16 protein-coding genes and 3 tRNA genes are annotated in these 21,506 nt (G+C 57.4%); 3 read left to right on the top strand and 16 right to left on the bottom strand.

What is annotated here, in order from left to right:
- The 3 genes from ACR0NT_RS16490 to ACR0NT_RS16480 are packed head-to-tail and all read right to left on the bottom strand — an operon-like array spanning position 1 to position 4,252.
- Positions 1-1,413 (bottom strand): FAD-linked oxidase C-terminal domain-containing protein, encoded by a 1,413-nt coding sequence (locus tag ACR0NT_RS16490; RefSeq protein ID WP_170440644.1) that lies wholly within the window; start codon positions 1,411-1,413, stop codon positions 1-3.
- Between the two features lie 12 nt (positions 1,414-1,425).
- Entirely contained in the window at positions 1,426-3,219 is a 1,794-nt protein-coding gene (ggt, locus tag ACR0NT_RS16485) for a gamma-glutamyltransferase (RefSeq protein ID WP_170674680.1), read from the bottom strand.
- 46 nt (positions 3,220-3,265) lie between these two features.
- On the bottom strand, positions 3,266-4,252 hold the full coding sequence (locus ACR0NT_RS16480) for a 2-hydroxyacid dehydrogenase (protein ID WP_170440640.1): 987 nt from the start codon (positions 4,250-4,252) through the stop codon (positions 3,266-3,268).
- 170 nt (positions 4,253-4,422) lie between these two features.
- Between ACR0NT_RS16480 and ACR0NT_RS16475 the strand changes: the two genes are divergently transcribed.
- Complete coding sequence (locus ACR0NT_RS16475; protein ID WP_480443403.1) at positions 4,423-4,911, top strand: SH3 domain-containing protein; 489 nt, start codon at positions 4,423-4,425, stop codon at positions 4,909-4,911.
- Positions 4,912-4,949: 38 nt separating this feature from the next.
- Here ACR0NT_RS16475 and ACR0NT_RS16470 read toward each other — a convergent pair whose 3' ends face one another.
- Complete coding sequence (locus ACR0NT_RS16470; protein WP_170440638.1) at positions 4,950-5,453, bottom strand: ferritin; 504 nt, start codon at positions 5,451-5,453, stop codon at positions 4,950-4,952.
- Between the two features lie 417 nt (positions 5,454-5,870).
- On the opposite strand from ACR0NT_RS16470, the gene ACR0NT_RS16465 reads away from it, so the two are divergent.
- Positions 5,871-5,945, top strand: a tRNA-Gln gene (locus tag ACR0NT_RS16465).
- 46 nt (positions 5,946-5,991) lie between these two features.
- Here the strand turns inward: ACR0NT_RS16465 and ACR0NT_RS16460 are convergent.
- The 9 genes from ACR0NT_RS16460 to ACR0NT_RS16420 form a co-directional block, all read right to left on the bottom strand.
- Positions 5,992-6,579, bottom strand: coding sequence for a hypothetical protein (locus ACR0NT_RS16460; RefSeq protein ID WP_170440636.1), 588 nt, complete (start codon positions 6,577-6,579; stop codon positions 5,992-5,994).
- Between the two features lie 510 nt (positions 6,580-7,089).
- On the bottom strand, positions 7,090-9,645 hold the full coding sequence (locus tag ACR0NT_RS16455) for a polynucleotide kinase-phosphatase (RefSeq protein ID WP_170674678.1): 2,556 nt from the start codon (positions 9,643-9,645) through the stop codon (positions 7,090-7,092).
- Positions 9,642-10,466 (bottom strand): nucleotidyltransferase domain-containing protein, encoded by an 825-nt coding sequence (locus tag ACR0NT_RS16450; protein ID WP_170440632.1) that lies wholly within the window; start codon positions 10,464-10,466, stop codon positions 9,642-9,644. Before ACR0NT_RS16450 ends, ACR0NT_RS16455 begins: the two co-directional genes overlap by 4 nt.
- A complete protein-coding gene (locus ACR0NT_RS16445; protein WP_170674676.1) occupies positions 10,463-11,860 on the bottom strand; it encodes a 3' terminal RNA ribose 2'-O-methyltransferase Hen1 in 1,398 nt (465 codons plus the stop codon). The genes ACR0NT_RS16450 and ACR0NT_RS16445 overlap by 4 nt, the downstream gene beginning before the upstream one ends.
- Positions 11,861-11,993: 133 nt before the next feature.
- Positions 11,994-13,409 (bottom strand): RtcB family protein, encoded by a 1,416-nt coding sequence (locus tag ACR0NT_RS16440; protein ID WP_170674674.1) that lies wholly within the window; start codon positions 13,407-13,409, stop codon positions 11,994-11,996.
- Positions 13,410-13,841, bottom strand: coding sequence for a hypothetical protein (locus ACR0NT_RS16435; protein WP_170674672.1), 432 nt, complete (start codon positions 13,839-13,841; stop codon positions 13,410-13,412).
- A gap of 255 nt (positions 13,842-14,096) precedes the next feature.
- A tRNA-Asn gene (locus ACR0NT_RS16430) sits at positions 14,097-14,171 on the bottom strand.
- 334 nt (positions 14,172-14,505) lie between these two features.
- Positions 14,506-14,577 (bottom strand) — tRNA-Lys (locus tag ACR0NT_RS16425).
- A 369-nt stretch (positions 14,578-14,946) separates the two neighbouring features.
- A complete protein-coding gene (locus ACR0NT_RS16420) occupies positions 14,947-16,503 on the bottom strand; it encodes an RNA-binding protein (protein WP_170440625.1) in 1,557 nt (518 codons plus the stop codon).
- Between the two features lie 173 nt (positions 16,504-16,676).
- Between ACR0NT_RS16420 and rtcR the strand changes: the two genes are divergently transcribed.
- Positions 16,677-18,239: an RNA repair transcriptional activator RtcR gene (gene rtcR / locus ACR0NT_RS16415; protein WP_170440623.1), complete on the top strand. Its 1,563-nt coding sequence runs from the start codon at positions 16,677-16,679 to the stop codon at positions 18,237-18,239.
- 37 nt (positions 18,240-18,276) lie between these two features.
- On the opposite strand, the gene ACR0NT_RS16410 is transcribed toward rtcR, so the two are convergent.
- The 3 genes from ACR0NT_RS16410 to ACR0NT_RS16400 are packed head-to-tail and all read right to left on the bottom strand — an operon-like array spanning position 18,277 to position 21,294.
- Positions 18,277-19,521 carry an AAA family ATPase gene (locus ACR0NT_RS16410; RefSeq protein ID WP_170440621.1) on the bottom strand — a complete coding sequence of 415 codons (1,245 nt, stop codon included), beginning with the start codon at positions 19,519-19,521 and terminating at the stop codon, positions 18,277-18,279.
- 1 nt (position 19,522) lies between these two features.
- Positions 19,523-20,164: a peptide chain release factor H gene (gene prfH / locus ACR0NT_RS16405; RefSeq protein WP_170440619.1), complete on the bottom strand. Its 642-nt coding sequence runs from the start codon at positions 20,162-20,164 to the stop codon at positions 19,523-19,525.
- Complete coding sequence (locus tag ACR0NT_RS16400; protein ID WP_170440616.1) at positions 20,161-21,294, bottom strand: RNA ligase RtcB family protein; 1,134 nt, start codon at positions 21,292-21,294, stop codon at positions 20,161-20,163. Before ACR0NT_RS16400 ends, prfH begins: the two co-directional genes overlap by 4 nt.
- Between the last annotated feature and the right edge of the window lie 212 nt (positions 21,295-21,506).

The following is a 21,506-nucleotide window of genomic DNA, read 5'->3' as shown; positions in this document are numbered from 1 at the left end:
TCAAAACTCTGCGGATGGTAGAATTTTACCTGGATTCATGATGTTATCCGGATCCAGTGCCGCCTTGATCGCCCCCATATAGGTGACCGCCGGGCCAAGTTCCTTGATCAGATAGGGCCGCTTGCCCTGCCCGATTCCGTGTTCACCGGTACAGGTCCCTTCCATCGAGATCGCCAGATCGTTCAGCCAGCCTACAAAGCCATCAGCTTTGGCCACCTCGTCCGCGTTCTCCATGTCGATCAGCAGCAGAGTGTGAAAGTTCCCATCGCCCACATGCCCGACAATTGGAGCCAGAAGGCCAAGGTCCTGCGCTTTGGCCCGCGTCGCCGCGACGCATTCCGCAAGGCGCGAGATCGGGACGCAGACATCGGTGGAAATGCCGCGCGCGCCGGGGCGCAGTTGCAGGCTGGCCCAATACATGTCGTGCCGGGCCTGCCACAGCTTGTTGCGCTCTTCGGTGGTCGAGGTGGCGGCGAAATCCGCGCCACCGAATTCCTCGGCGATCTGACCAAAGGTTTCAGCCTGCTCGACCGCACCGGCCTCGGACCCGTGGAATTCCAGCAGCAACAGCGGCGTTTCTGGCATGTCCAGCCCGGAATAGGCGTTGGCGGCCCTGACCGACAATTCATCCAGCAGCTCGATCCGCGCGACCGGCACGCCATACTGGATCGTCATCATCACCGCCTGACAGGCAGCATCGACCGTTGGAAAGGAACACCGGGCCGAGGTGATTGCCTCGGGGATGCCCTGAAGGCGCAGCGTAAGCTCGGTGATGATACCCAGCGTGCCCTCGGCCCCGATCAACAAGCGGGTCAGGTCATACCCGGCCGAGGATTTCTTGGCCCGGTGTCCGGTGCGGATGATCTGCCCGTCCGGCATCACCGCTTCCAGACTGAGGATATTGTCCTTCATCGTGCCATAGCGCACCGCATTGGTGCCCGAGGCCCGTGTTGCCGCCATCCCACCCAGCGAGGCATTGGCGCCGGGGTCGATAGGAAAAAACAGGCCCTGATCGCGCAGATGGGTGTTCAGGTCCTCGCGCGTGACACCGGGCTGAACGACGCAATCCAGATCGCCCGCGTGGACAGCCAGAACCTTGCTCATCTGGGTCAGATCTACCGAGATACCACCAGCCGGAGCGTTCACATGCCCTTCCAGCGAGGTGCCGGTCCCGAAGGGGATCACCGGCACCTTGTGCCGGGCGCAGGTTTTGACGATCTCGGACACTTCTGCGGTCGAATGCGGGAACACCACCGCATCCGGCGACTGGTTTTCGATCCATGTGGTCGTGTGGCCGTGCTGTTCGCGGATCGCCTGACCGGTTCGCAGACGATCGCCGAACTTCTGCTTCAGAATGCCGACAGCTGTTTCAATCCCGGCCTCGTTTCGGGGCAACGTCACTGCCTGCACCATGAAGAACCTCTCTTATTCGCCCAGCGCGATGCCTTCGCGGCGCGGGTCTGCGCCACCGATCAGAACATCCCCGATTTCAATCGCGTGCAGGCCCGAGGTCAGATCGCGCGGATTGACCTCGAACCCCAGGCCGATCAGCGCATCGGCATACCCCTCGGCGGCAGTGCCCTGCTCCACATCATAAGTGCCAAAGCGGTTGACCAGATGCGGCAAAGACAGCGCTTGTTGCACATCCATGTCCCAATCGGCCCAAGCGATAATCGACTTGGCCACGTAACCGATGATCCGGCTGCCGCCCGGAGAACCAATCGCCAGCACCGGTGCGCCGTCCTGCATCACGATGGTCGGGCTCATGGACGAGCGCGGACGCTTGCCCGGCTCCAGCCTGTTGGCAATCGGCACACCATCGCTGTGGGTTTTGAACGAGAAATCGGTCATTTCGTTGTTCAGCAGGAACCCGTTGGTCATCAGCCGCGAACCGAACCCGTTCTCGATGGTCGTCGTCATCGACAACACGTTGCCATACTGATCGACAATCGAGATATGCGAGGTCGAGGGCAGTTCCAGCGACACGTCATCCGCCCAGTTCGACGCGTGGTCGAATTCCGGGTTGCCGGGCGCGACGTCGGTCAGCGCCCCCTCACCGCCCAGCAGTTGCCCGCGCTCGTTGAGGTAATCGGGGTCCACCAGGCCCTGTGTGGGCATCGGGACAAAATCGTGATCGGCCATGTAGCGACCGCGATCCGCAAAGGCCAATCGCGACGCGTCACCGATCAGGCGCCACGAATGCACATCCTCGGGGCCCATGGTCGCTAGATCATACCCTTCGAGCATCCCCAGTATCTGACCTACCGTCAGCGCCCCGGACGAAGGCGGTCCCATGCCGCAGACCTCATAGGCGCGATAGGCGGCGCAGACCGGCTCGCGTTCGATCACCTGATACAGCGCCAGATCGACGCCGGAAAGCACCCCCGGATTGCCTGGCGCATTGCGGACGGTGTTGACGATCCCAGCCGCGATTTCACCACCATAGAACCCGGCCGATCCTTCGCTGGCCAGAACCCGCAGCGTTTCAGCATAATCCGGGTTCATCAGCCGCTGCCCCTGCTGCAATGGCTCTCCGCCCGGCAGGAAATACTCAGCTGTCACGGGGAACCGCGACAGACGTTCGGCATCAGCTTCGACCAATGTGGCCAAGCGCGGCGAAACCAGGAACCCCTCGTCCGCCAGCGTGATGCCATCCTCAAACAGGCTGGGCCACGGGCTGCGGCCCCAACGCCGGTGCGCCTCGGCCAGCAAAGCAGGTGTGCCGGGTGTGCCGACCGAAAGACCGCCGACCACGGCATCGTAGAATTTCAGCGGCTCACCATTTTCATCGTGGAACAGCCTGTGGTTCGCCTCAAGCGGAGCCGTCTCGCGCCCGTCCAGCGTGGTCAGCTTGCCGGTTGCGGCGTCGTACCAGACCAGAAAAGCTCCACCGCCAAGGCCCGAGGATTGCGGCTCGACCAGCCCCAACACAACCTGCACGGCGACCATCGCATCAGCGGCAGATCCCCCGGCCCGCAGCACCTTGGCCCCGGCCTCGACGGCCAGAGGATTCGCGGCAGCAACCATCCAGCTCTGCGACGTCACCGGCTGACCGGCCATCTTGGCCTCAAGCGAAGCGATGACCTCTTCGGTCAGGCCCTGAACCTGCCCGTCCGAGGCCCCCTCGGGGGCTACTGCATCCGCAGTCTCCTGTGCGAACGCCGCGCCACCCATCGTCAACGCCGCCAAAAACAATCCCGAAATCAGATTTCGTTTCATCGTATCCTCCTGAAAATTCGTCTGTCGTCCCTGCGGCGCAAACGCATCACAACATGGATGGCACAACCTGATCCGGCGGGCGGTGTCCGTCTTCGAAGGTCTTGATATTGATGATGACCTTCTCGCCCATCTCAATCCGCCCTTCCAGCGTGGCCGATCCCATATGAGGCAGCAATACGACGTTCGGCAATTGCCGCAGGCGCGGGTTCACATGCGTGCCGTGCTCGTACACATCCAGCCCCGCCCCGGCGATATCGCCCGAGCGGATTTGACGGGTCAGCGCGTTTTCATCGATCACCTCACCCCGCGACGTGTTCACGATAACGGCGGAAGGCTTCAACAGCTTCAGACGCCGCGCATTCATCAGGTGGAAGGTCGACGGCGTGGACGGGCAGTGAACCGAGATCACATCCATCCGCGCCACCATCTGGTCGAGGCTTTCCCAATAGGTCGCCTCAAGCTCCTGTTCGATCTCGGGGCGCAACCGGCGGCGGTTGTGGTAATGCACCTGCATCCCGAAAGCCGAGGCACGGCGGGCCACAGCCTGACCGATCCGTCCCATGCCCAGAATACCAAGACGGCGCCCGCCGATCCGGCCACCCAGCAACGCGGTCGGGGCCCAGCCCGTCCAATCGCCTTTTTGCATGACCGACAGCCCCTCGGGAATCCGGCGAGTGACCGAGAGGATCAGCGCCATGGTCATGTCCGCAGTATCGTCGGTCAGCACGCCGGGCGTGTTCGACACAAGAATGCCCCGTTGCCGGGCCGTGGCCACATCGATATTGTCGACCCCCGCTCCATAATTGGCGATCAGGCGCAGCTTTTCCCCGGCCTGCCCCAGCAACCCGCCATCAATGGCATCCGTCACCGTGGGCACAAGGACATCCGCGCTTTGCACCGCTGCGACCAGTTCTTCTCGTGTCATGGGCGTGTCATCGTCGCGCAACTGTACATCAAACAACTCGCTCAGCCTGGTTTCAACCGCCTCGGGCAACCGTCGCGTAACGACAACACTCAGACGTTCTCTTGGCACCTTCGTCCTCCCACCGCTTTGCAAACCTTCGCGCGCCATGGCATCGTGGCGCAGGATAAGGCGGGGCACAAGAACCCCAACGCATTGAGACGACCTTTTTTCGAAACCCGATCAACAGGCACAAGAGCAGACAGTCAGTGAGTGGTTTTCTACCAGTAAAACGCCGCCTTCTGGTGGTCACATCCGCATTTCTGGTCGCGCTGAGCACTCTGACCGCCAGCGCACAGGACAAGCGCGGCCCCGTTACCAATCTGCCCCTGCCACGATATGTTTCGATGAAAGCCGCCGAGGGCAATGTCCGCCGAGGCCCCTCGCTGACCCATCGAATCGACTGGGTGTTCAAACGGCGCGGAATGCCGCTGCAGATCACGGCTGAATACGGCAACTGGCGGCGGGTACAGGACCGCGACGGTGCCGGTGGTTGGGTTCACTATGCCCTTCTGTCCGGTGCGCGCACGGTGCTGATCGAATCCGAGCTATTGACCGTCTACACAAGCCCCGACCCCAATTCGCAGGTCAGCGCGAAATTCGAATCCGGTGTAGTGGCGCGCCTGGGCAGTTGCAGCCTGGACTGGTGCCACATCTCGGCCGGCGGTTATCGCGGCTGGGCGCAGAAATCGAACCTCTGGGGCGTCGAACCCGCCGAGATTCGCGAATAGCGGGGCGTTCCTGCCGCCCCGCGTGAAACGTGCAAGTGCTACGCGCTTTCGGCGGTACGTGTGCCCATTTCCTTATCCAGCAGCAACAGGTTCCAACGATCCCCGTTGGCCGCTTTGGTCTGGTCGAGAATTTTTCCGAACAGGTCTTCTTCCTCGTTCTGCTCCGCCAGGAACCAGTTGAGCATGTTCTGAGTGCTGTATTCCTTGACCTCATGCGCCATCTCGAACAACGCATTGATCTGGCCGGTCACGGTTTCCTCGTTCGCCAGCGCGTATTCCAGCGCCTCAACCGGCGAGGCATAATCTGTTTTGGGCTTGGCGATCCCGTCGATTTCGATTCTCCCACCACGCTGAGCGAGAAAATCGAAGATGCGCATGGCGTGTGTGCCCTCTTCTGCCGAATGGCCGCGAAACCATTGCGCAAATCCGGGCAGGTCCTCGGATTCGAAATACGCCGCCATAGCGAGGTAGGTATAGGATGCGTGAAGTTCGTTGTTGATCTGACGATTCAACGCTTCTGCGACCTTCGGGTTCAACTTCATCTTCATCTCCTGTGTCACGGTATTCCGGGGCAATCCTACAGCTATGTTTTCCCATGTTCTGGCGCAACCATTGCCTTTGGGATTTTTTTTATTTTTCAGTATTTTGCCTGGAAAATTTGCAAGTGAAAAGCACTTGCAGCATCAAGGGTATTCCGCGATCCGATGCAGTCAGCCGCCAAACATCTTGTAGCCGTAAAGAAGATGCGGTTGGCACAGCGCCCTTCGTGGCCTGAACCCGGCCCAGTGGCGACCGCCCTTCCCCACGGAACGCTTCATCGTTCTATTGACTGGCAGGCGTAAATTCCAAGCCTCGCACCAACGGGAACAAGGGCAAAATAAATTTTACTCCAAGCCCAAGTTTTTCACTCAAAACCTCTTGAACCCGCCGATCAACAATCGTAGATAGCCGCTCACCGATGGGGTGTAGCCAAGTGGTAAGGCAGCGGTTTTTGGTACCGTGTATCGTAGGTTCGAATCCTACCACCCCAGCCATGATTTTCCCTTGTGTGCCGTCCGGTATGAATCGCGACTTGTCCGGTTAGAAAACCGACTTTTGTCGGGCAAGAACGCAACCTTCACCAAATTCGGCGGATTTGATAGTGGGTTCTCGGCCAAGTTTGCTGATTTGGTCATTCCAGGAACTACTGCGGCACATGCTGCTTATCCCGGTATATCGCAGGTCAAATAATCCCGAGCCTTGGAAAGCGAAAAGACGCTCGACAATGCCCAATTTGTTTTTCGAGAAATATGCTGATGAGCTTTGCCATGCCTCAACATGATCAACAATGCGCTCAACGACGTCATCAAAACGAAGGTTTTGGATTTCACATAGTGCTTGTACGAAGCCGGGGCGGTTTTCGACCGCACAGTTTTCGGCAAGAGCATCTAGGAACCTGTCTTCGGTATTGTACTCGAAGCCCTTGTTTTCTCGAATTGTATGCAGAGCTTCGTCGATATCTGAAACGGAGCACGCGTCGCAAACTTCAATGATATGTTTGAATTCAGCCTCTAGTTCCTCCTCTTTCTGTCGTTGAGCGGCGTCATCGACCCGGTAAGAGCGCGAGGGGCCGTTGCGCCGTTCGTTATTGGGTATGTTCGCAGGGAACGGTCCACACCTTTGCTCCACTCTCCGCGTCCTCTTCTAATCTCACGGTTAAGGCATCATTCAAAGGAAATGGCTTCAGGCCGTAGCGAAGACATAGCCACCAGGCATCTTCGCGGCTTACCGCTTTGCCGATTGTCTGGCCACCAACTGGGGCAACAGAATTGATCATAAATTTTTCCGTTTCAAATGGTGTGAGAAGTTCGCATTGAGCAATCCTTGATTACATGTAAGCACTCGAGACCACGCGGCAAGCAATGTGAGCCGTCATTTATTCAAGATCGAAATTGGCTTGTGCATCTCAGATCTGTTGTTTGACCGAGCATAGATTTCACGCGCGCGGCGAACGTCTGGAAAGGGGTTGCAAACGCGGAAGCCGAACGACGATCTCAAAGTCGGCTCTGGGTCGCAATTCTCGCCCATCTCGGTATCGGAATTTTTGCAATCAGACTTCGTGATCTCAAACCACGTTCCACTCCAACAGGCTGACCGTGAGAACGAACCCATCTCGCTCCCAAAACGGCAGCTTCTGATTTACAATCTTGGATCAACGGGCTCACTTTCCAACGCAAGCACCGCCAATGCACATTCATGCACCTTAGAGAGCGGTAGCCCTTCGACAAAACGATGCAACCCCTCAAAGCCGAGTTTAAATTCACGTTCGGCGAGCGAGAATTTGCGACCCAGCCCGCGTTGGCGGAGGCGTTCGATATTCTCAGGCAGATCATAATCGGGACCATAAATTATCCGAAGATAGTCACGCCCGCGCACTTTCATTGCCGGTTGGATCAGACCTTTGTCGCCACGCAGGATAAATGCGTTGGGTTTGAACACCAGCCCTTCCCCTCCCGAGCCAGTGTGTTTCATCCACCAGTCAACGATCGTCTCGCGATCAGCCGCATTATTCGGGTCAATGCGTTTCCAGCCGGTCGTTTGTAGGATCGGATCGGTGGCGGTCAATTTTCCCAGAGTTTCCATATGCCAGGTATGGGGCTGATCCGCGTAAACCTTGCCTTCGCTCGCCAGGATGTGGAACGGCGCTATGTGATAGTCCTCAATACTGTCCGCTGCCCAGCAGTACCCGTCGATTGTCTGTCCCATGAGTTCCGCATTGGAAAACCGAGTTTCGGTGCGTTTGCGGAGGGCCTCAAGCCCCTGAACTTCCCCGGCTTTTGCGATTGCCTCCATCAGTGCAGATGCGGATGATTTTGCTGCGGCCACCGTCGGATTATACTGCCGTTTGAGCAACTCCTGCGCCTTGGCGGACCAGGGCATAAGTTCAGCGTCAAGAAGCACCCAGTCGGTCTGAAGTTCTTCCCACAGATCCGCTGAATGCATTGCATTTCCAATTCGCGCAACAACTGCGGCTTCTTCGGACTCGTCCTTGAAGAAGGGTCGCCCGGTACGTGTATAGATCACGCCTGCTTTGCCGTCTTCCACGCCAAATCTGGCCTTTGCGGCGTCCGCATCCTTGGCGACCACCAACAAGGCACGCGATCCCATGTGTTTTTCTTCGACAACCAGGTCGGTCACACCCCGGCTAGCGAAATGGTCCATCGCCTGATTGGGATGTTCCAGAAACGGGCCTTCTGGTGCCGTTGGGCATGCGGCCATCGTGGGTGGCAGATAGATCAGCCATCTGGGATCAACGGCAAAACGGCTCATCACCTCCAGTGCAGCCAGACTGTTTTCTTCGGGAATCTGCAGGGTGGATTTGAACCGTGTTTCTATTCGCATCTTGGTTGCGTAATCATCGAAATAAAGCAGACGGTCATGATCTTGTTGTGCAGACAAGGATTGGTCAGCATCCAAAGGTTTAGCAGGGATCGCGTATTGCGTTTTTGCCGGAACGGAAACCGTTTCCCGCTCAGGCCACCGCAATGCTGTAAGCTTACCGCCAAAGACGCATCCCGTGTCGATGCACATGGTGTGGTTCAGCCATTCGGCCTCGGCCATTGGCGTATGGCCAAAAACGACATCTGCCTTGCCACGGTAATCGCGCGCCCATTCCAAACGCACGGGCAGGCCGAACTCATCGACCTCACCAGTTGTCTCGCCGAACATTGCGAAATTACGCACATGACCGGATCCGCGCCCGTGCATTTCTTCTTTCAGGCCCGCGTGGGCAATGACCAGCTTGCCATCGGCCAACCAGGCATGAGAGCGCAATTCCCAAATGAAGTCCGAGACCCGTTTGCGGAAGGTCTCCGAGGTTTTTTCAAGCTCAGCGACGGTCAGATCCAGACCATGTGCCTGTGTCACATTCCGGCCCTTCAGCCATTTATTCAGCTTGAAGTCGTGATTGCCAATCACGCAGCGGCCAGAGCCTTCATCGCACATGCCCATGACAAGGCGCAAAGCATCCAGATTGCGCGGACCCCGGTCCGTGATATCACCGACAAAGAGCGCTGTACGGCCTTCCGGGTGACGGGCGCGGATCAGGTCTTCGGAATCCGCCTCAAACGGGTCGATCACGTATCCGAGATTTCTAAGCAGTTCGGTCAACTCGTCAAAGCAGCCGTGAACATCGCCGATGATATCAAAGGGACCATGATCAGCGCGATTGTCCGTCCAGAGGGGTTCGCGGGTAATCTCCAGCGCATCCACTTCCTCGGGGGATTTCATGATCTGAACTTGACGGAAGCCCTCTTTCTGCAAGCCGCGCACACCGCGCCTAAGTGCCTTGGCATGATTGCGTGCTACGTGTTCACCAAAATCGCGGTTGGGGCGGTTTTGATTGCGTTCGTGACAAATCTTAGGGTCGATATCGAGCACCAGCGCCACCGGAAGCGCATGATATTTACGCGCGAGTTGCACGAGCTTCGCCCGATCCTCACGTTTCACGGATGTGGCGTCAATGACCGTCATCAAGCGACGTTTTAATCGAATGGACGCCGTGTAGTTGAGCAGATCAAAAGCATCGCCGGTCGCCGCAAGATCGGTTTCATCGTCTGACACGATGGCACGACAGGCATCAGAAGACACAATCTCGGTTTCCAGAAAGTGCTTGCGCGCAAAGCTGGACTTGCCCGATCCGGTGGCTCCGATCAGAATAACAAGAGCAAAATCGGGGACGGATATCTTGGTCATACGGCATCCCCTTCCAAAGTTCTTCCACTTACGATCTGCCGCAATAATTCGTCGCCTTCATCCATCAAGTTTGGCCGTTCTTCCTCTTTTGCCACGACTCCAGCCCAAGCAATCTGATCGTGGATGAAGGCATCGATCATCGGAATGCGAGCTCCATGCCCGATCTCTTTGGCGGCGGATTTTAGGACCAGAAGCCGTTCGATATGTTTGACGAGTTCTCGATTCAGCGACTGACCCTCGACCAACGCCTGCAGATTCATTGGCGGCTGGACCGAGGGGGTTTGCCTGATCCATGAAATCGCCAGAGCGGGCCGCAGGATGTAGAAGTATTTCTTCAAAGACACATCTGGGTTGTCCCCGACATGCTTGTTCCATTGCTTCACCGCCAGGTTGCGATAGTGATGCAGGCAGCTTTCGCCAAATGTGGTTTTGTCCGCGAATTGGATCAGACGATCACAGACCGCATCATTCCAGCGATACCGGATCGGGCTCGACAGCCATTCCAGCATCACCGGATTGGGCTTGATCAGAAGGCCAAGCGCTTTGCGAATATCCCAACCGTTGATGTCCCAGTCGCCTTCGATGGGCAGTTCTATGACATCACGACCGGGCTCAATGCTGAGATACCAGTCAGGTTGGCGGGCATAGATGAACCGCACATCGTAATCGCTGTCGGGCGACGGAAATCCCCAGGCACGGCTGCCGCTTTCGATGGCAAAGAGGATACGCACACCCTGATCGGCCTCCAAGGCAGTTAGCTTGGATTGAATGATCGCTTCGATATCCGGCGCTACGGATGGGACAAAAACAGGCAGACTCATACGACATCCTCCTGTTTGAACACAGCCATCTGCGATGGGCCGCCATGGGTGTCGTCAACCGGCCCCAAAGGCGTGAAACTGACGCAGTACCCATGTTCTTCAGCCACCTTATTGGCCCAGCTTTCGAATTCCGCTCGGGTCCATTCGAACCGGTGATCCGGATGGCGCAGTTTGCCGTCCTTCAGACCGTCGAACAGCACATTATATTCGCGGTTGGGTGTCGTCATCACCACCATGCGCGGACGGGCATCGGCAAAGAGCGACAAAACAAGCGCCGACAAGCGGTGCGGTTCGACGTGTTCGATTACCTCGACCAACGTCGCGGCATCAAACCCCTGCCAGCGCCGGTCGCCATAGGTCAGGCTGCCCATTTGCAGCGATACGCGCTCGGCCATGGCGTCCCCGGCCTGATTGAGCCGCAGCTTGCGATGCGCCGCCTCCAAGGTTCTCACTGACGCATCCACGCCAACAATGCGCGCCAGCCCGCGTTCCTTGATCAGCCGCGACATCAGCTTGCCTTCACCGCATCCCAAATCAAGAACCGAAGTGACATTGTTCTGCTTGAGCACCTCTGCCACCGTATCCAACCGCAACGCATGCAAGCGCAATGGCTTTTCAAGCTGCTCTTCAGGCTTGATCTTCGGAGCTTCCTCCGGTTCTTCTTCCCGCAGCGCCGTTTCTTCAAGGCGGGCGAGAGCCATGTTCATCAATGAGCGGCGATGCTTCAAGGCGCGGCGCGTGATGAGTTCCTTCTCCGGATGCTCGGACAACCATCCCTCACCCTTCGCCAGAAGCTTGTCGATCTCTTCTTCGCTGACATAGTAATGCTTGAAGTTATCCAGGACAGGGACCAGCACATAGAGATGCCTGAGAACTTCGGCGAGGCACAATGTTGCAGACAGGCGCAGATCGATAATTTGCTCTTCGCCAATCTCTGACGGCGAGAGAATGGTGTAACCCAATGGCCCGAACAGCCGCCTGACCAGATCCAGATCACCCGACAACGCAACAGGTACAACGCGGATTTCAAATGGCAGCGCACGGTCTGCCAAAGCCTGCCGGTCCTTTGATTTTCCAGCCATCGTCTGGGCAAAAGCCCGCCCCATCGCAACCGACAGAAATGAGCTTGCTACAAAGGGGCGGTCATTCACGTATTGCGCCAGCAAACCTTCGCTGTGCTGGTTTTTCCCACGCACCAGACCGACGGGATCGACATCTAGATGCATCACAGCTGTTGTGCGGCCCTGAGATTTCTCGGGGTAGAAAATCGTGACCTCACCCGCCGACGTATCTCGCGTATGCATGTGGTCAGGATGCTTGTGCAGCAAGAATCCAAGATCACTCGCGGCGTAATCAGCATTGTCGGGTGCGGTAAGGGTAATTTCGATTTGCATAATTTGGTCAATCAAGAACGCGTTGAAGTTTAAGGCATAAAAGCCAATTTGGGCGGATACAAGGCGGCCGAATTCGATGTGTGTTTAAACTGCAGCCCAACGTCCATGAGTGGATCGCAAAGGTCGCCAGTGATTACCGGCGACCTTTCTTCTTGTTTTTCCAGAACGGGGGTACATCCCCCGCCATGATGCAGCCGTAGGGATCGATATAATCTTCGATCTCGGCCAGATCGTAGGATTTGATCTGAGCAACCACGTTGTCGGCGTTTTTGTAGCTCGACGGCAGTTCCGAGGCGTCCACGCCCCCGGCATGGAACCGAATATCCAAACCCTCGGTTTCTGCCTTCAGCATTTGCTCAGGCGTGACCGATCCCATGCGCCGCTTGTGCTCGGACCGTGAGAAGTTGCGCCCTGCACCGTGCGGGCTGAACCCCAGACCGTGACCCGCATCCTTGCCACGCACAACAAGCACGGGTTCGGACATGTTCAGCGGAATAAGCGTGAGCCCCGTCGCATCCGATGCGTACCCATCCCAGGCTGGGGTCGCGCCCTTACCGTGGTAATAGATATCGCCCCGCTTGAAGACGAAGTTGTGCTCATTCCAGAACCGCTCGCCCACATCACCCACGCGCGCGGCCTCGACCGTTGCTTGGTGGATGGCGTTGTGGTTGGCCTTGGTCCACTTACGGATCAGCTGAAGCGCCTCCCAATAGTCGCGACCTTCCTCAGTATCTGCCGGGATCCAAGCGTTCTGCTTGGCAGTCTTGGGCGACAGTTCCTTGCGGAACTTCTCGGCCACATGCATCCCATGCTTATAGAGAACCGCCCCCGGTCCGCGCGACCCGTGGTGGGTCACAATCGCGGTCCGTCCGGTCTTGCGTGAGCGCCCGACAAACAGGAAATGGTTTCCATCTCCCTGCGTGCCCATATGTTCCTGCGCCATCCGCAGGGATTTCGGGTTGTCCAGAAATGGATTCTCCCGGAACGCGTCCATCAGCTTCATCGAGGTCGTAAACCGCTTGCCCTGAGGCCGACCACCGGGGCCGAAATGCGTGACCGACTGGGCCGCATCCAGCACAGCCTTGGGATCGGCATTGCCCAGATCGGTGATCATGACCGAACAGCAGATATCAGCCGAGTGCATCCCCGGGTGGATCGCATTACGCGCCGCTGCCACACCTCCAACCGGGATGGTGCCAACAGGCCCAGCCGGACAGGCATCGGGCATGATGGCCCCCGCCTCAATTGTCGGCGTGCGCATCAGGGCGATCATGGTTTCACGCACCTTGTCGACATTGTCTTCCTCGTCTGGATGATCCATGTCGATATTTTCATGAAACGGCACTTCTCCGGGCGCGCGCAGGTCCAACGTCACCGGAGCGGGAGGAATCTCGCCCTCCAGTTCCTGCCGGATACGCACCAGCCCGAACCCTTCGGCGCGCATCTCATTCGCACGCGCCAACAGCGCGGGGAATTGCTTGCCGGGGCGATGCCCCCATTCCTTCAGGTGTTCACCGGTAACCGGGTAATTTTGAGTTTCTTCAGTCATTTATTTCTTCCAATATGTATTGTCTGTAGCGGGGACGAACATATGCCATGTCCAGCAATCAGAACTCTCGGTTCCGACTTCGATTCCGCAGCCGCAAATCCGGTTGGGGCCATCGCATCCATCCAATGCACAACAGCCATTTAACCTTGAGGGTATGTTGGTCAGGGTAACCTCTTTCAGTATGTCATTTAGGTTCATCCAGTTCTCTGAGTATCCCTCAAGGTTCCAACCCGGAACTGCTTGTTGCCGTTCCCGTAGAACTTCGTTGGCCATGACGAGCACATGACCCCTAGGCACGGGATGAACTTCTTCTTCGTACCGATCATCATTGCGCAGATCACAGAGGCGGTTCATTTCCTCGACGGTGTCAATCTTGCAAAGCCAGTTTGAAAGGCGAGCGTTACAGTTCTTGCAAAACAGAGCGGTCTTCATTGAACTCTCCAAGAGTGAAAAGGTCACGGCGACAAGGGGTTGATGAAACATTTTCAACTGCTCTATCCAACTGAGCTACATCGCGGAATGCGATGGCGGGGCTCGAACCCGCGACCAGGTGATTATGTAGTTCCACCGGCATTCGCCGTGATATTTCGGGTTCGGAGGACAAGAGGTTCATGAGAGGCCTTTCGGCAGTTCGTTTCAAGCGATGTACTCCCACGGGCATTCCCCCGGATATTTTCCTTTCATTTCTGGCTCGGCTGGTTGGGATCGAACCAACGACATCCTGATTAACAGTCAGGCGCTCTACCGCTGAGCTACAGCCGAGTATTGGGGCCCCCGGCGACAAGGGATGAAGAAACAGATGGGAGGCCCGCCCCGCATCCGAATGGGCGGATGCGTTTGCCATCTGGGCGCAGGCAAGGAGGGGAGTTGAACCCGCTCGGCCTATCCCGGTTGGTGCCATGTAGTTCCTTCGGCATTCGCCGGGGTTTTCTTGATAGTATGGCGACAAGGGGTTGATGAAACAATTTGCCCGGTGCTCTGCATATTTGAGCTATACGCCGCATCGGCGCAACGTGGTCGCTAACCGCGCATCTCCGGGGTGGACTGTAGTTCCATCGACATTCGCCATTTGTTTCCTTTCATTCATTTCATCTTATGTGCCCGGTGGGGATCGAACCCACGACGCACCGCTTAAAAGGCGGTTGCTCTACCACTGAGCTTCGGGCGCGTGCCCCGGCGACAAGGTGTTGGTGAAACGAACCTGCTCTACCTGACTGAGCTACATCGCAACGCGATGGCGGGATTCGAACCCGCGACACGGAGATTATGATCTGTAGTTCCACCGGCATTCGCCGAGATTTTTCGCGTTTAAGGCAAACAGCGCGGTATAAGGTCCCGCCCATGCCAGAGAGCGCCCGCAAGAGTGACGGAGTCGAACCGCCAAGTTCCTCTGATCGTGCCCCCGCACTGTCTGCGCTAAACGCGATGTTCTTTCCTTTTTTGTTTCGTTTCGGATGGGTCAGGCGGACAAGTCTGATTGTGAGACGGCGACATTACCTAAAAATGTAGTCCCACAGGCATTCCGCCTGAACCTCTTTCATATTTCGATATTCTCGATCTCACCAACCCAGTGATCTGGGCCGGTCTGACCGTTGGCAAACGCCGCGATCTGGTCAAAGACCGCATCCGAGAACCCGCCGACATTCAACACATCTCCACGTGTCTGCGCCTGCGTGGTCCCGTATGGAGCGATGTCGATGCAGACCAGCTTGGCCTTTGGGTTGCGACGCTTGATCGCTTCCCATTCCTTCAACATCGCCGTGCCCTGTCCGCCGGCGCGGGCATCTACCCACGACTGGTTGTCAGACACGAACACCACCAGATCCGGTGCACGACCACGATCGTTCAGCCACTTCAGCGGCGCGGAACAGTTTGTTCCACCACCAGCCAGAGCGGCCAGACGCTCGGCATTGGTCAGGATCGTGTCGCGCGGCTCCAGACGTACGTCACGCACGTCGAAGTCGAACGGCAGAACCTGACAACCACGGTTCACGCGCTGGAATGACGCGGCCACAAGGGCTGCTACATCCACGTGACGCACGGCCGAGGTGGCGCCTGGGCGATACCCGGTCACAGACCAGGTCATGGACCCGGAGACGTCCGGACACACGATCACCTGACCCGCGATCTTTGGCACGTTCTGCACCGCGATTTCCATCGCATCATGCAGGGCGTCAACGATCTCGCGCGGCATCTCGCTGTTCACGTTCTGCGCCGCCACCATCAACTGGTACGGAAACGCACGTGCCTTGGCGATAGCCTCGGGGTTGCGCAGCAATGCCGCCACGTGACCCATGTTCTTTGCCACGCCGAAAACACCGTGACGCTGAAACGTATTCAGGTTCTGGCGCACCATCTGCCACGAGCCTTTACGTGCGATCCGCGCCCAGTGGGCGGAGGACAGCTCCAACTGCGTCAGCATCTGGAACGGCACGTCAGGCACCGGGCCTTTGCCGGTTTCCTTGAATGCCATCCACTCCTGCACAGCCGGTGGCAGCAAAGCCACCTCGCACGGCCGCCCGACGATCCAGGCAAACAGCGCCTCCCGTTCAGCCGATACTGGTTTCGGATGCACCATCTTGATCACGTCAGCCAAAGACGGGTCGTTCCCGATATTGGCGTTCAGCAGCGCCCAGCCAGACGCGGTGTTCAGCCAGTTCTGCACCATAGCTTTAGGCGCAGAACCCAATGACTTACGACCAGTCTGGCCGGAACGGATAACCTGCACAAAGGTACGCAGCATTTTGCCGTTATCGACCACACGGCCAAAAGCCGAACGGAACAAGACCGGATCACGCCGAGCCAGAACAGCCAGCAACACGGCAGGCATATCCTTCATGTATCCCGAACGGCGGGCATAGATTGCAGCCTGCGCCAGATAACGAGGTTCAACAGACTCGGCCACGTCCAGAACATATTCCAGTTCCTCCTGCGGCGACTGATAGAACATGCCCCCGAAAGTGCCGGTTACAGCGACTTGAGCCAGAGCATGGGCATCGGAATAAGCGTAGGCCGGTGCCGCGTGGGCATTCTTTGCAGTTGCTTTCGGCAGCAACCGGCCTTTGATCGATGCAAACACGGATTTGTTCGCCATTTTTTTGTTCCTCATATTTGGTGAGGACGTTTTGGCATGATGTTCGGTTCACCCGAAAGAAAATCGAATATTCAATCAACTCATTGATATTAAAGTAAAAATATGGAGTTTGAGTTTTCGTACGCGCACATATACTATCTAATAGTATCGCTATTTATAAATTTGGATACGCAATGAAGAACGTGGTCATCGGCTTTCTCGGAACCCAGTTGGATATGGGCAAGAAAAGGCGTTGGAAACCGACACCTAGCCTTGTCAGCCATGATCACTTCAAGGTGGATCGGCTCGAGATTCTCTATGACATGCGATTCAATCGTCTAGCCAAGCAGGTTCAGCGTGAGATCGAGGAAACGTCACCTGAGACGGAAGTGTTGCTTCAGCGGCTTGACCTGAACGACCCGTGGGATTTTCAGGAGGTCTATGGCAAGCTGTTCGACTTCGCGCGGTCCTATGGGTTTGACGATGAACGCGAACGGTACCATGTGCATCTGACCACCGGAACACATGTGGCGCAGATCTGCTGGTTCCTGCTGACGGAAAGCCGCCATGTACCAGCGCGACTGATCCAGACCGGCCCACCCGGACCGGATGAGGAAACGCCAAAGTTCGATGTCATCGACCTGGACCTGAGCCGCTATAACGCACTTCAGCAGCGCTTCGATCAGCTGTCGCGGGAACATAGCGACCAGCTGAAGGGTGGGATCGAAACACGCAATACAGAATACAACGATCTGATTGACAGGGTTGAGTTGGTCGCCAGCAATTCCGACGAACCTATCCTGCTGCTCGGCGAAACCGGCACTGGAAAGACCGAACTGGCCGAGCGCATTCATAGCCTCAAACTCGATCGACGCCGCGTCAAAGGCCGTCTGGTCCACGTGAATTGCGCAACATTGAACGGGCCAGATGCCATGGCGACGCTTTTTGGTCAGCGCCGCTCTTACCTTGGGGCGGCAGGGACTGAACGCAGCGGGTTGTTGCGCGAAGCGGATGGCGGTGTCCTGTTTCTGGATGACGTGGACGAGTTGAACACCAACATGCAGTCGGTTCTGCTGCATGCGATTGAAACCGGGCGGTTTTATCCACTGGGGTCCGCCCACGAAATCTCAAGCCGGTTTCACCTGATCGCCGGGGCAAACCGAGATCTGCGTAGTCTGACGGCTTCTGGACAGTTTCGCCCTGATCTGCTGGCCCGGCTGAACACATGGAGCTTCACGTTGCCCGCGCTGCGCAATCGCACCGAGGATATCGAGGCAAATCTGCTGCACGAGCTGGATCGCTGCGAAAGAGATTTGGGCACACATGTCGGTTTCAACTCCGATGCCCGCGCCCAATATCTGGCCTTCGCCAAAGACCCGGCAACCCATTGGCCGGGAAACTTCCGTGACTTCACGGGCTCGATCCGTCGTTTGTGCACGCTTGCACCACGCGGGCGGATCACAAGGGCGATGGTCGCGGCCGAAATCGAGACGCTTCTGGCGGATTGGAAGTCTGCTCAGTCCAATGACGACTATAGGCTGGTGGCCGATGTGATGGGTGACGCTGTATCGGATGTTGACCCGTTCGACCTTGTGCAACTAGCTGAGGTGATCCGCACCTGCCGCAATTCATCCAGTCTAAGCGCAGCTGGTCGGGTGCTGTTTGCGGTCTCTCGCGGCAAGCGAAAGACCCAAAATGACGCGGATCGTCTTAGAAAGTATCTGGGGAAGTTTAATTTGGAGTGGGGGGCGTTCTAGCCCGGCGGAGGCACGGTTTTCGGTTGCCAAGCTACGGTTACTCTGCGGCGATATCCTGCAGGTGACTTTTCAGCCCTAACGCCTGCGCTGCGGTTTCTGGATCAGCGCTGTTGGCCAAAAGCCACCCCTGTATCTGGGCAGGGCTGTGCCTTTGATGTCCCAACTGCTGCTCGAACACCCCAGCCAAGTCGTGTTCACCAGGAAAAAATCGCATGTACAGCCGACGAGCCGTGGCCGCGTTTACCAATCCAAGTTCGGTATGCACATCAGCGCGGCCGGGGCGGATCAAGGCCGGGTCCAGCTTTTCCTTGTGGTTTGTGGTCATGACCAGAGCACGGCCTTCCTGAGCGGCTACACCATCGATGGCGTTGAGCAAGCCCGAGAAGCTGACGCCCGAGCGTTTCTCACCACCTTCGCGCTGAGTAAACACGGCGTCCACATCCTCGATTGCGATCAGCGACCCCTTGGGGGCGCACATCATCGCTTCACGCAGATCATCATCCGTCAGCGTGACGCGCCCGATATCCAGCGACGCGATATCCAATGACAGGTCTGACGCCAGCGCGCGAATGAGGCTCGACTTGCCCGTGCCCGGAGGGCCGTAAAACAGATACCCTCGCCGCCACGGAACACCACGTTCCGCGTACCAGTCGCTGGCTCCATAGAACCAACGCATGTCCTCCAGCACTTTCTCGATGCGATCGTCATCCACCAGTACCGTATTGACGGAACGGCGCGGGACATCACCGACATGATCCCACCAGTCCCCTTTCAGAATATGAAGGCCAGGGCCGATACGGTCCCTGGTTTGGGAAAGCGTACGTCCCTCAGCGATCCAGCCCAATATCGTTTCGACCTTTCCGAACAGGACGGTGACATTCAATACCTCCATCGGGCGCTGGTTGTGTGATGCGCCCACTTTTGACTTTTCATTGATGTCGCGCTCCAGACGGCAGAGCTTTCCTCGCCAGAAAAACCAGTGCCGCCCTGGAGCAGGTGCATAGCCCTTTGTTCCCCGAGCCCATTTGCCATCCGTCATACGCACATGACGCGAATGGGACAGGACGTTGTTCTGCTCCATCCAGATACAGAAATGGCGATAGGCCGCGCTTCTGTTGTCGAGCGTTAGGCTGACCCAAACACGCCGAACAATCACACCGTACATGGCCATAAACGCAATGCGCAGAAAGGCCGCCGCGACCCCGAAGGCCCCGAGCGCCAAGCCGCCCGCGAAAAAATCGCTGGTCAGGGCGCTGGTCAGGAATTGATCAAATGCTTCCATCTTAGCCCCCTTTCACTTCGCGAAAGTCGTGACCTTTGAAACACCGCACCGGATTGCCGCGTTCGAGCGCATGGTGCAGCTCATTGCGGCTTGCCTTTTGTGCGGCTTCTTCCGCAGTGGCTTGCGCGGTCATCAGATGCTGAAGACGTTCCAATGCCAGCGCCTTGTTGCGGTGTTGCGACCGTTCTTCGCGCGCCACCGCTGCAAGCCCGGTTTGCCTGTGCGTCGCCCGCACTGCGCTATCGGTCGTGTTCTGGTGCTGCCCGCCAGGTCCGCCCGCCCGGAAGGTTGCAAAAGTGACGTCGCTCGCTTGAATGCGTTCAAGTGTTTGCACCGGTGCAGGCAAGTCGAACACCCCAATGAACCAATTGGCCCGTTTATGCGTCGGACGCAGATTGCTTTCCGCCCGCCACTGGATCGTACCGCGCCAATTCTTGGCGAAGGCATCCGCGTCGTCACCGCTGACCAGAACCACTGCGGATTTATAGCCATGTTTTGTACGCATCCCATTGGCGTCGAAGTCCACGGCGATGAGCTCGGCCTCGTTGCGCATTGCCTCCAGCACTCCTGCAACTGCTTGCTGGCATTCCGCCGGACCGCTGCCACTGGTGACCAAGAGTGAAATATGTCGGGATGCAGTCATGACGGCCTCCCGTCACGCGTTTTCTTGAAGGTTAGAAGCGGATGGAACTCAGCCACAGAATGCGCAGCACCTGTTCGCTCCAGGTCTTCGACGACGGACTTGGCCGATTTGTAGGCCAAAGGCGCCTCTTCAATCAGAAGGTCGCGATCTTCGCACAGAATACGACCGCCAAAGGATGTGCGCTGCATGGCCTCAATATCAGATTTCTTAGCCCGGACGCGACCATGCATCGAGGATCGGTCGTAGCGTCGCCCGGCACCATGAGCGAGGCTGCTTAGTGCGTCATCATGACCGTTCGGAGCCATCAGATAACTTGCGCTGGCCCGCGATCCGGCAAGCGGAACAAATCCCTGCTCGGCGGCTGCCGCGCCCTTGCGGTGCAGCCAGCCATCGCCATGCCGCGCAAGTAAGTTATGCGGTGCATCGACCAACAGCATCAGATCTGCCCGCAGCGTCCCTGCCGCGCGTTCAGCGATGATCTGGCGGTTCAGGCTGGCCCAGCGAACGGCCCGGTCATGATCCTGCAGGTAGGCCCACGCGGCGTCGCTTTCGGGATCAAGGCCCGCAAAGGCATCCTTCAATACCGAACCAAGAACCGCATTGCCAAATCCGCGCGATCCGGAATGAACCAGCAGATACAGGCGTGATGCATCGAGGCGGATGCCGCCATCTGACGCGGCCAAGGTCTGCACTTCGCAGAAATGATTGCCGCCACCAACCGTACCGAGCGATGTAGCAAACAGATCGGTCGGCAGGCCAGCATCTTCCAGTCGCCAGCGCTGATCTTCAGATGCAGGCTCTCCAAGAACACGCATCCGGCGCAGCGCCTTTTCCAACTTCAGCTTCCGCACAGTCAGATCAAGCTGGAACAGAGACATGCCACAACCAATATCGCTACCGATCAGCTGCGGAAAAATCCGGTCCGCCAGAACGGCACATCCAACCGGCCCGTATTTGCCCGGATGCAAGTCGGGAAAGGACGCGATTTTTTGCACGCCGGTCCAACCGGCGATTTCTTCAAGTTGCGCTTCGGCCCGCCCTTCGACCCAGGCCGCAGATGTATAGAATTTCGTGATGACGCCGTCGCCGGACACGGCTGACACGCGACCATCCAAGACAGAATTGCCCATAAGATAGTACCCAATAAACGTATATAGATGCGCCAGCTACGAGCCGGCGAACTGGATCAAACCTGATCTGATGTCAGCTTAGGTGTTGATCGGCCCCGAAAGGGCGAAATGACGAATAAGCATGTAAGTCCCTTTCCTTGTTGGGGGTTACGATTTGGGTCCAACGGACCAATTGGAGGTCGTCGAATAAGTGGGATTGCTGATTCCCTCAA

The sequence above is a fragment of the Ruegeria sp. AB10 genome, assembly GCF_056542745.1.
This window is presented reverse-complemented; position numbering and strand designations above follow the sequence as displayed.

Excerpts from the sequence above, each read along its gene's own strand:
- ACR0NT_RS16455 (WP_170674678.1), bottom strand. The coding sequence starts at position 9,645 with ATGACCAAGATATCCGTCCCCGATTTTGCTCTTGTTATTCTGATCGGA.
- prfH (WP_170440619.1), bottom strand. The coding sequence starts at position 20,164 with ATGACTGCATCCCGACATATTTCACTCTTGGTCACCAGTGGCAGCGGT.
- ACR0NT_RS16445 (WP_170674676.1), bottom strand. The coding sequence starts at position 11,860 with ATGCAAATCGAAATTACCCTTACCGCACCCGACAATGCTGATTACGCC.
- ACR0NT_RS16490 (WP_170440644.1), bottom strand. The coding sequence starts at position 1,413 with ATGGTGCAGGCAGTGACGTTGCCCCGAAACGAGGCCGGGATTGAAACA.
- ACR0NT_RS16435 (WP_170674672.1), bottom strand. The coding sequence starts at position 13,841 with ATGAAGACCGCTCTGTTTTGCAAGAACTGTAACGCTCGCCTTTCAAAC.
- ACR0NT_RS16440 (WP_170674674.1), bottom strand. The coding sequence starts at position 13,409 with ATGACTGAAGAAACTCAAAATTACCCGGTTACCGGTGAACACCTGAAG.
- ACR0NT_RS16420 (WP_170440625.1), bottom strand. The coding sequence starts at position 16,503 with ATGGCGAACAAATCCGTGTTTGCATCGATCAAAGGCCGGTTGCTGCCG.
- ACR0NT_RS16450 (WP_170440632.1), bottom strand. The coding sequence starts at position 10,466 with ATGAGTCTGCCTGTTTTTGTCCCATCCGTAGCGCCGGATATCGAAGCG.
- ggt (WP_170674680.1), bottom strand. The coding sequence starts at position 3,219 with ATGAAACGAAATCTGATTTCGGGATTGTTTTTGGCGGCGTTGACGATG.
- ACR0NT_RS16400 (WP_170440616.1), bottom strand. The coding sequence starts at position 21,294 with ATGGGCAATTCTGTCTTGGATGGTCGCGTGTCAGCCGTGTCCGGCGAC.
- ACR0NT_RS16410 (WP_170440621.1), bottom strand. The coding sequence starts at position 19,521 with ATGGAAGCATTTGATCAATTCCTGACCAGCGCCCTGACCAGCGATTTT.
- rtcR (WP_170440623.1), top strand. The coding sequence starts at position 16,677 with ATGAAGAACGTGGTCATCGGCTTTCTCGGAACCCAGTTGGATATGGGC.
- ACR0NT_RS16470 (WP_170440638.1), bottom strand. The coding sequence starts at position 5,453 with ATGAAGTTGAACCCGAAGGTCGCAGAAGCGTTGAATCGTCAGATCAAC.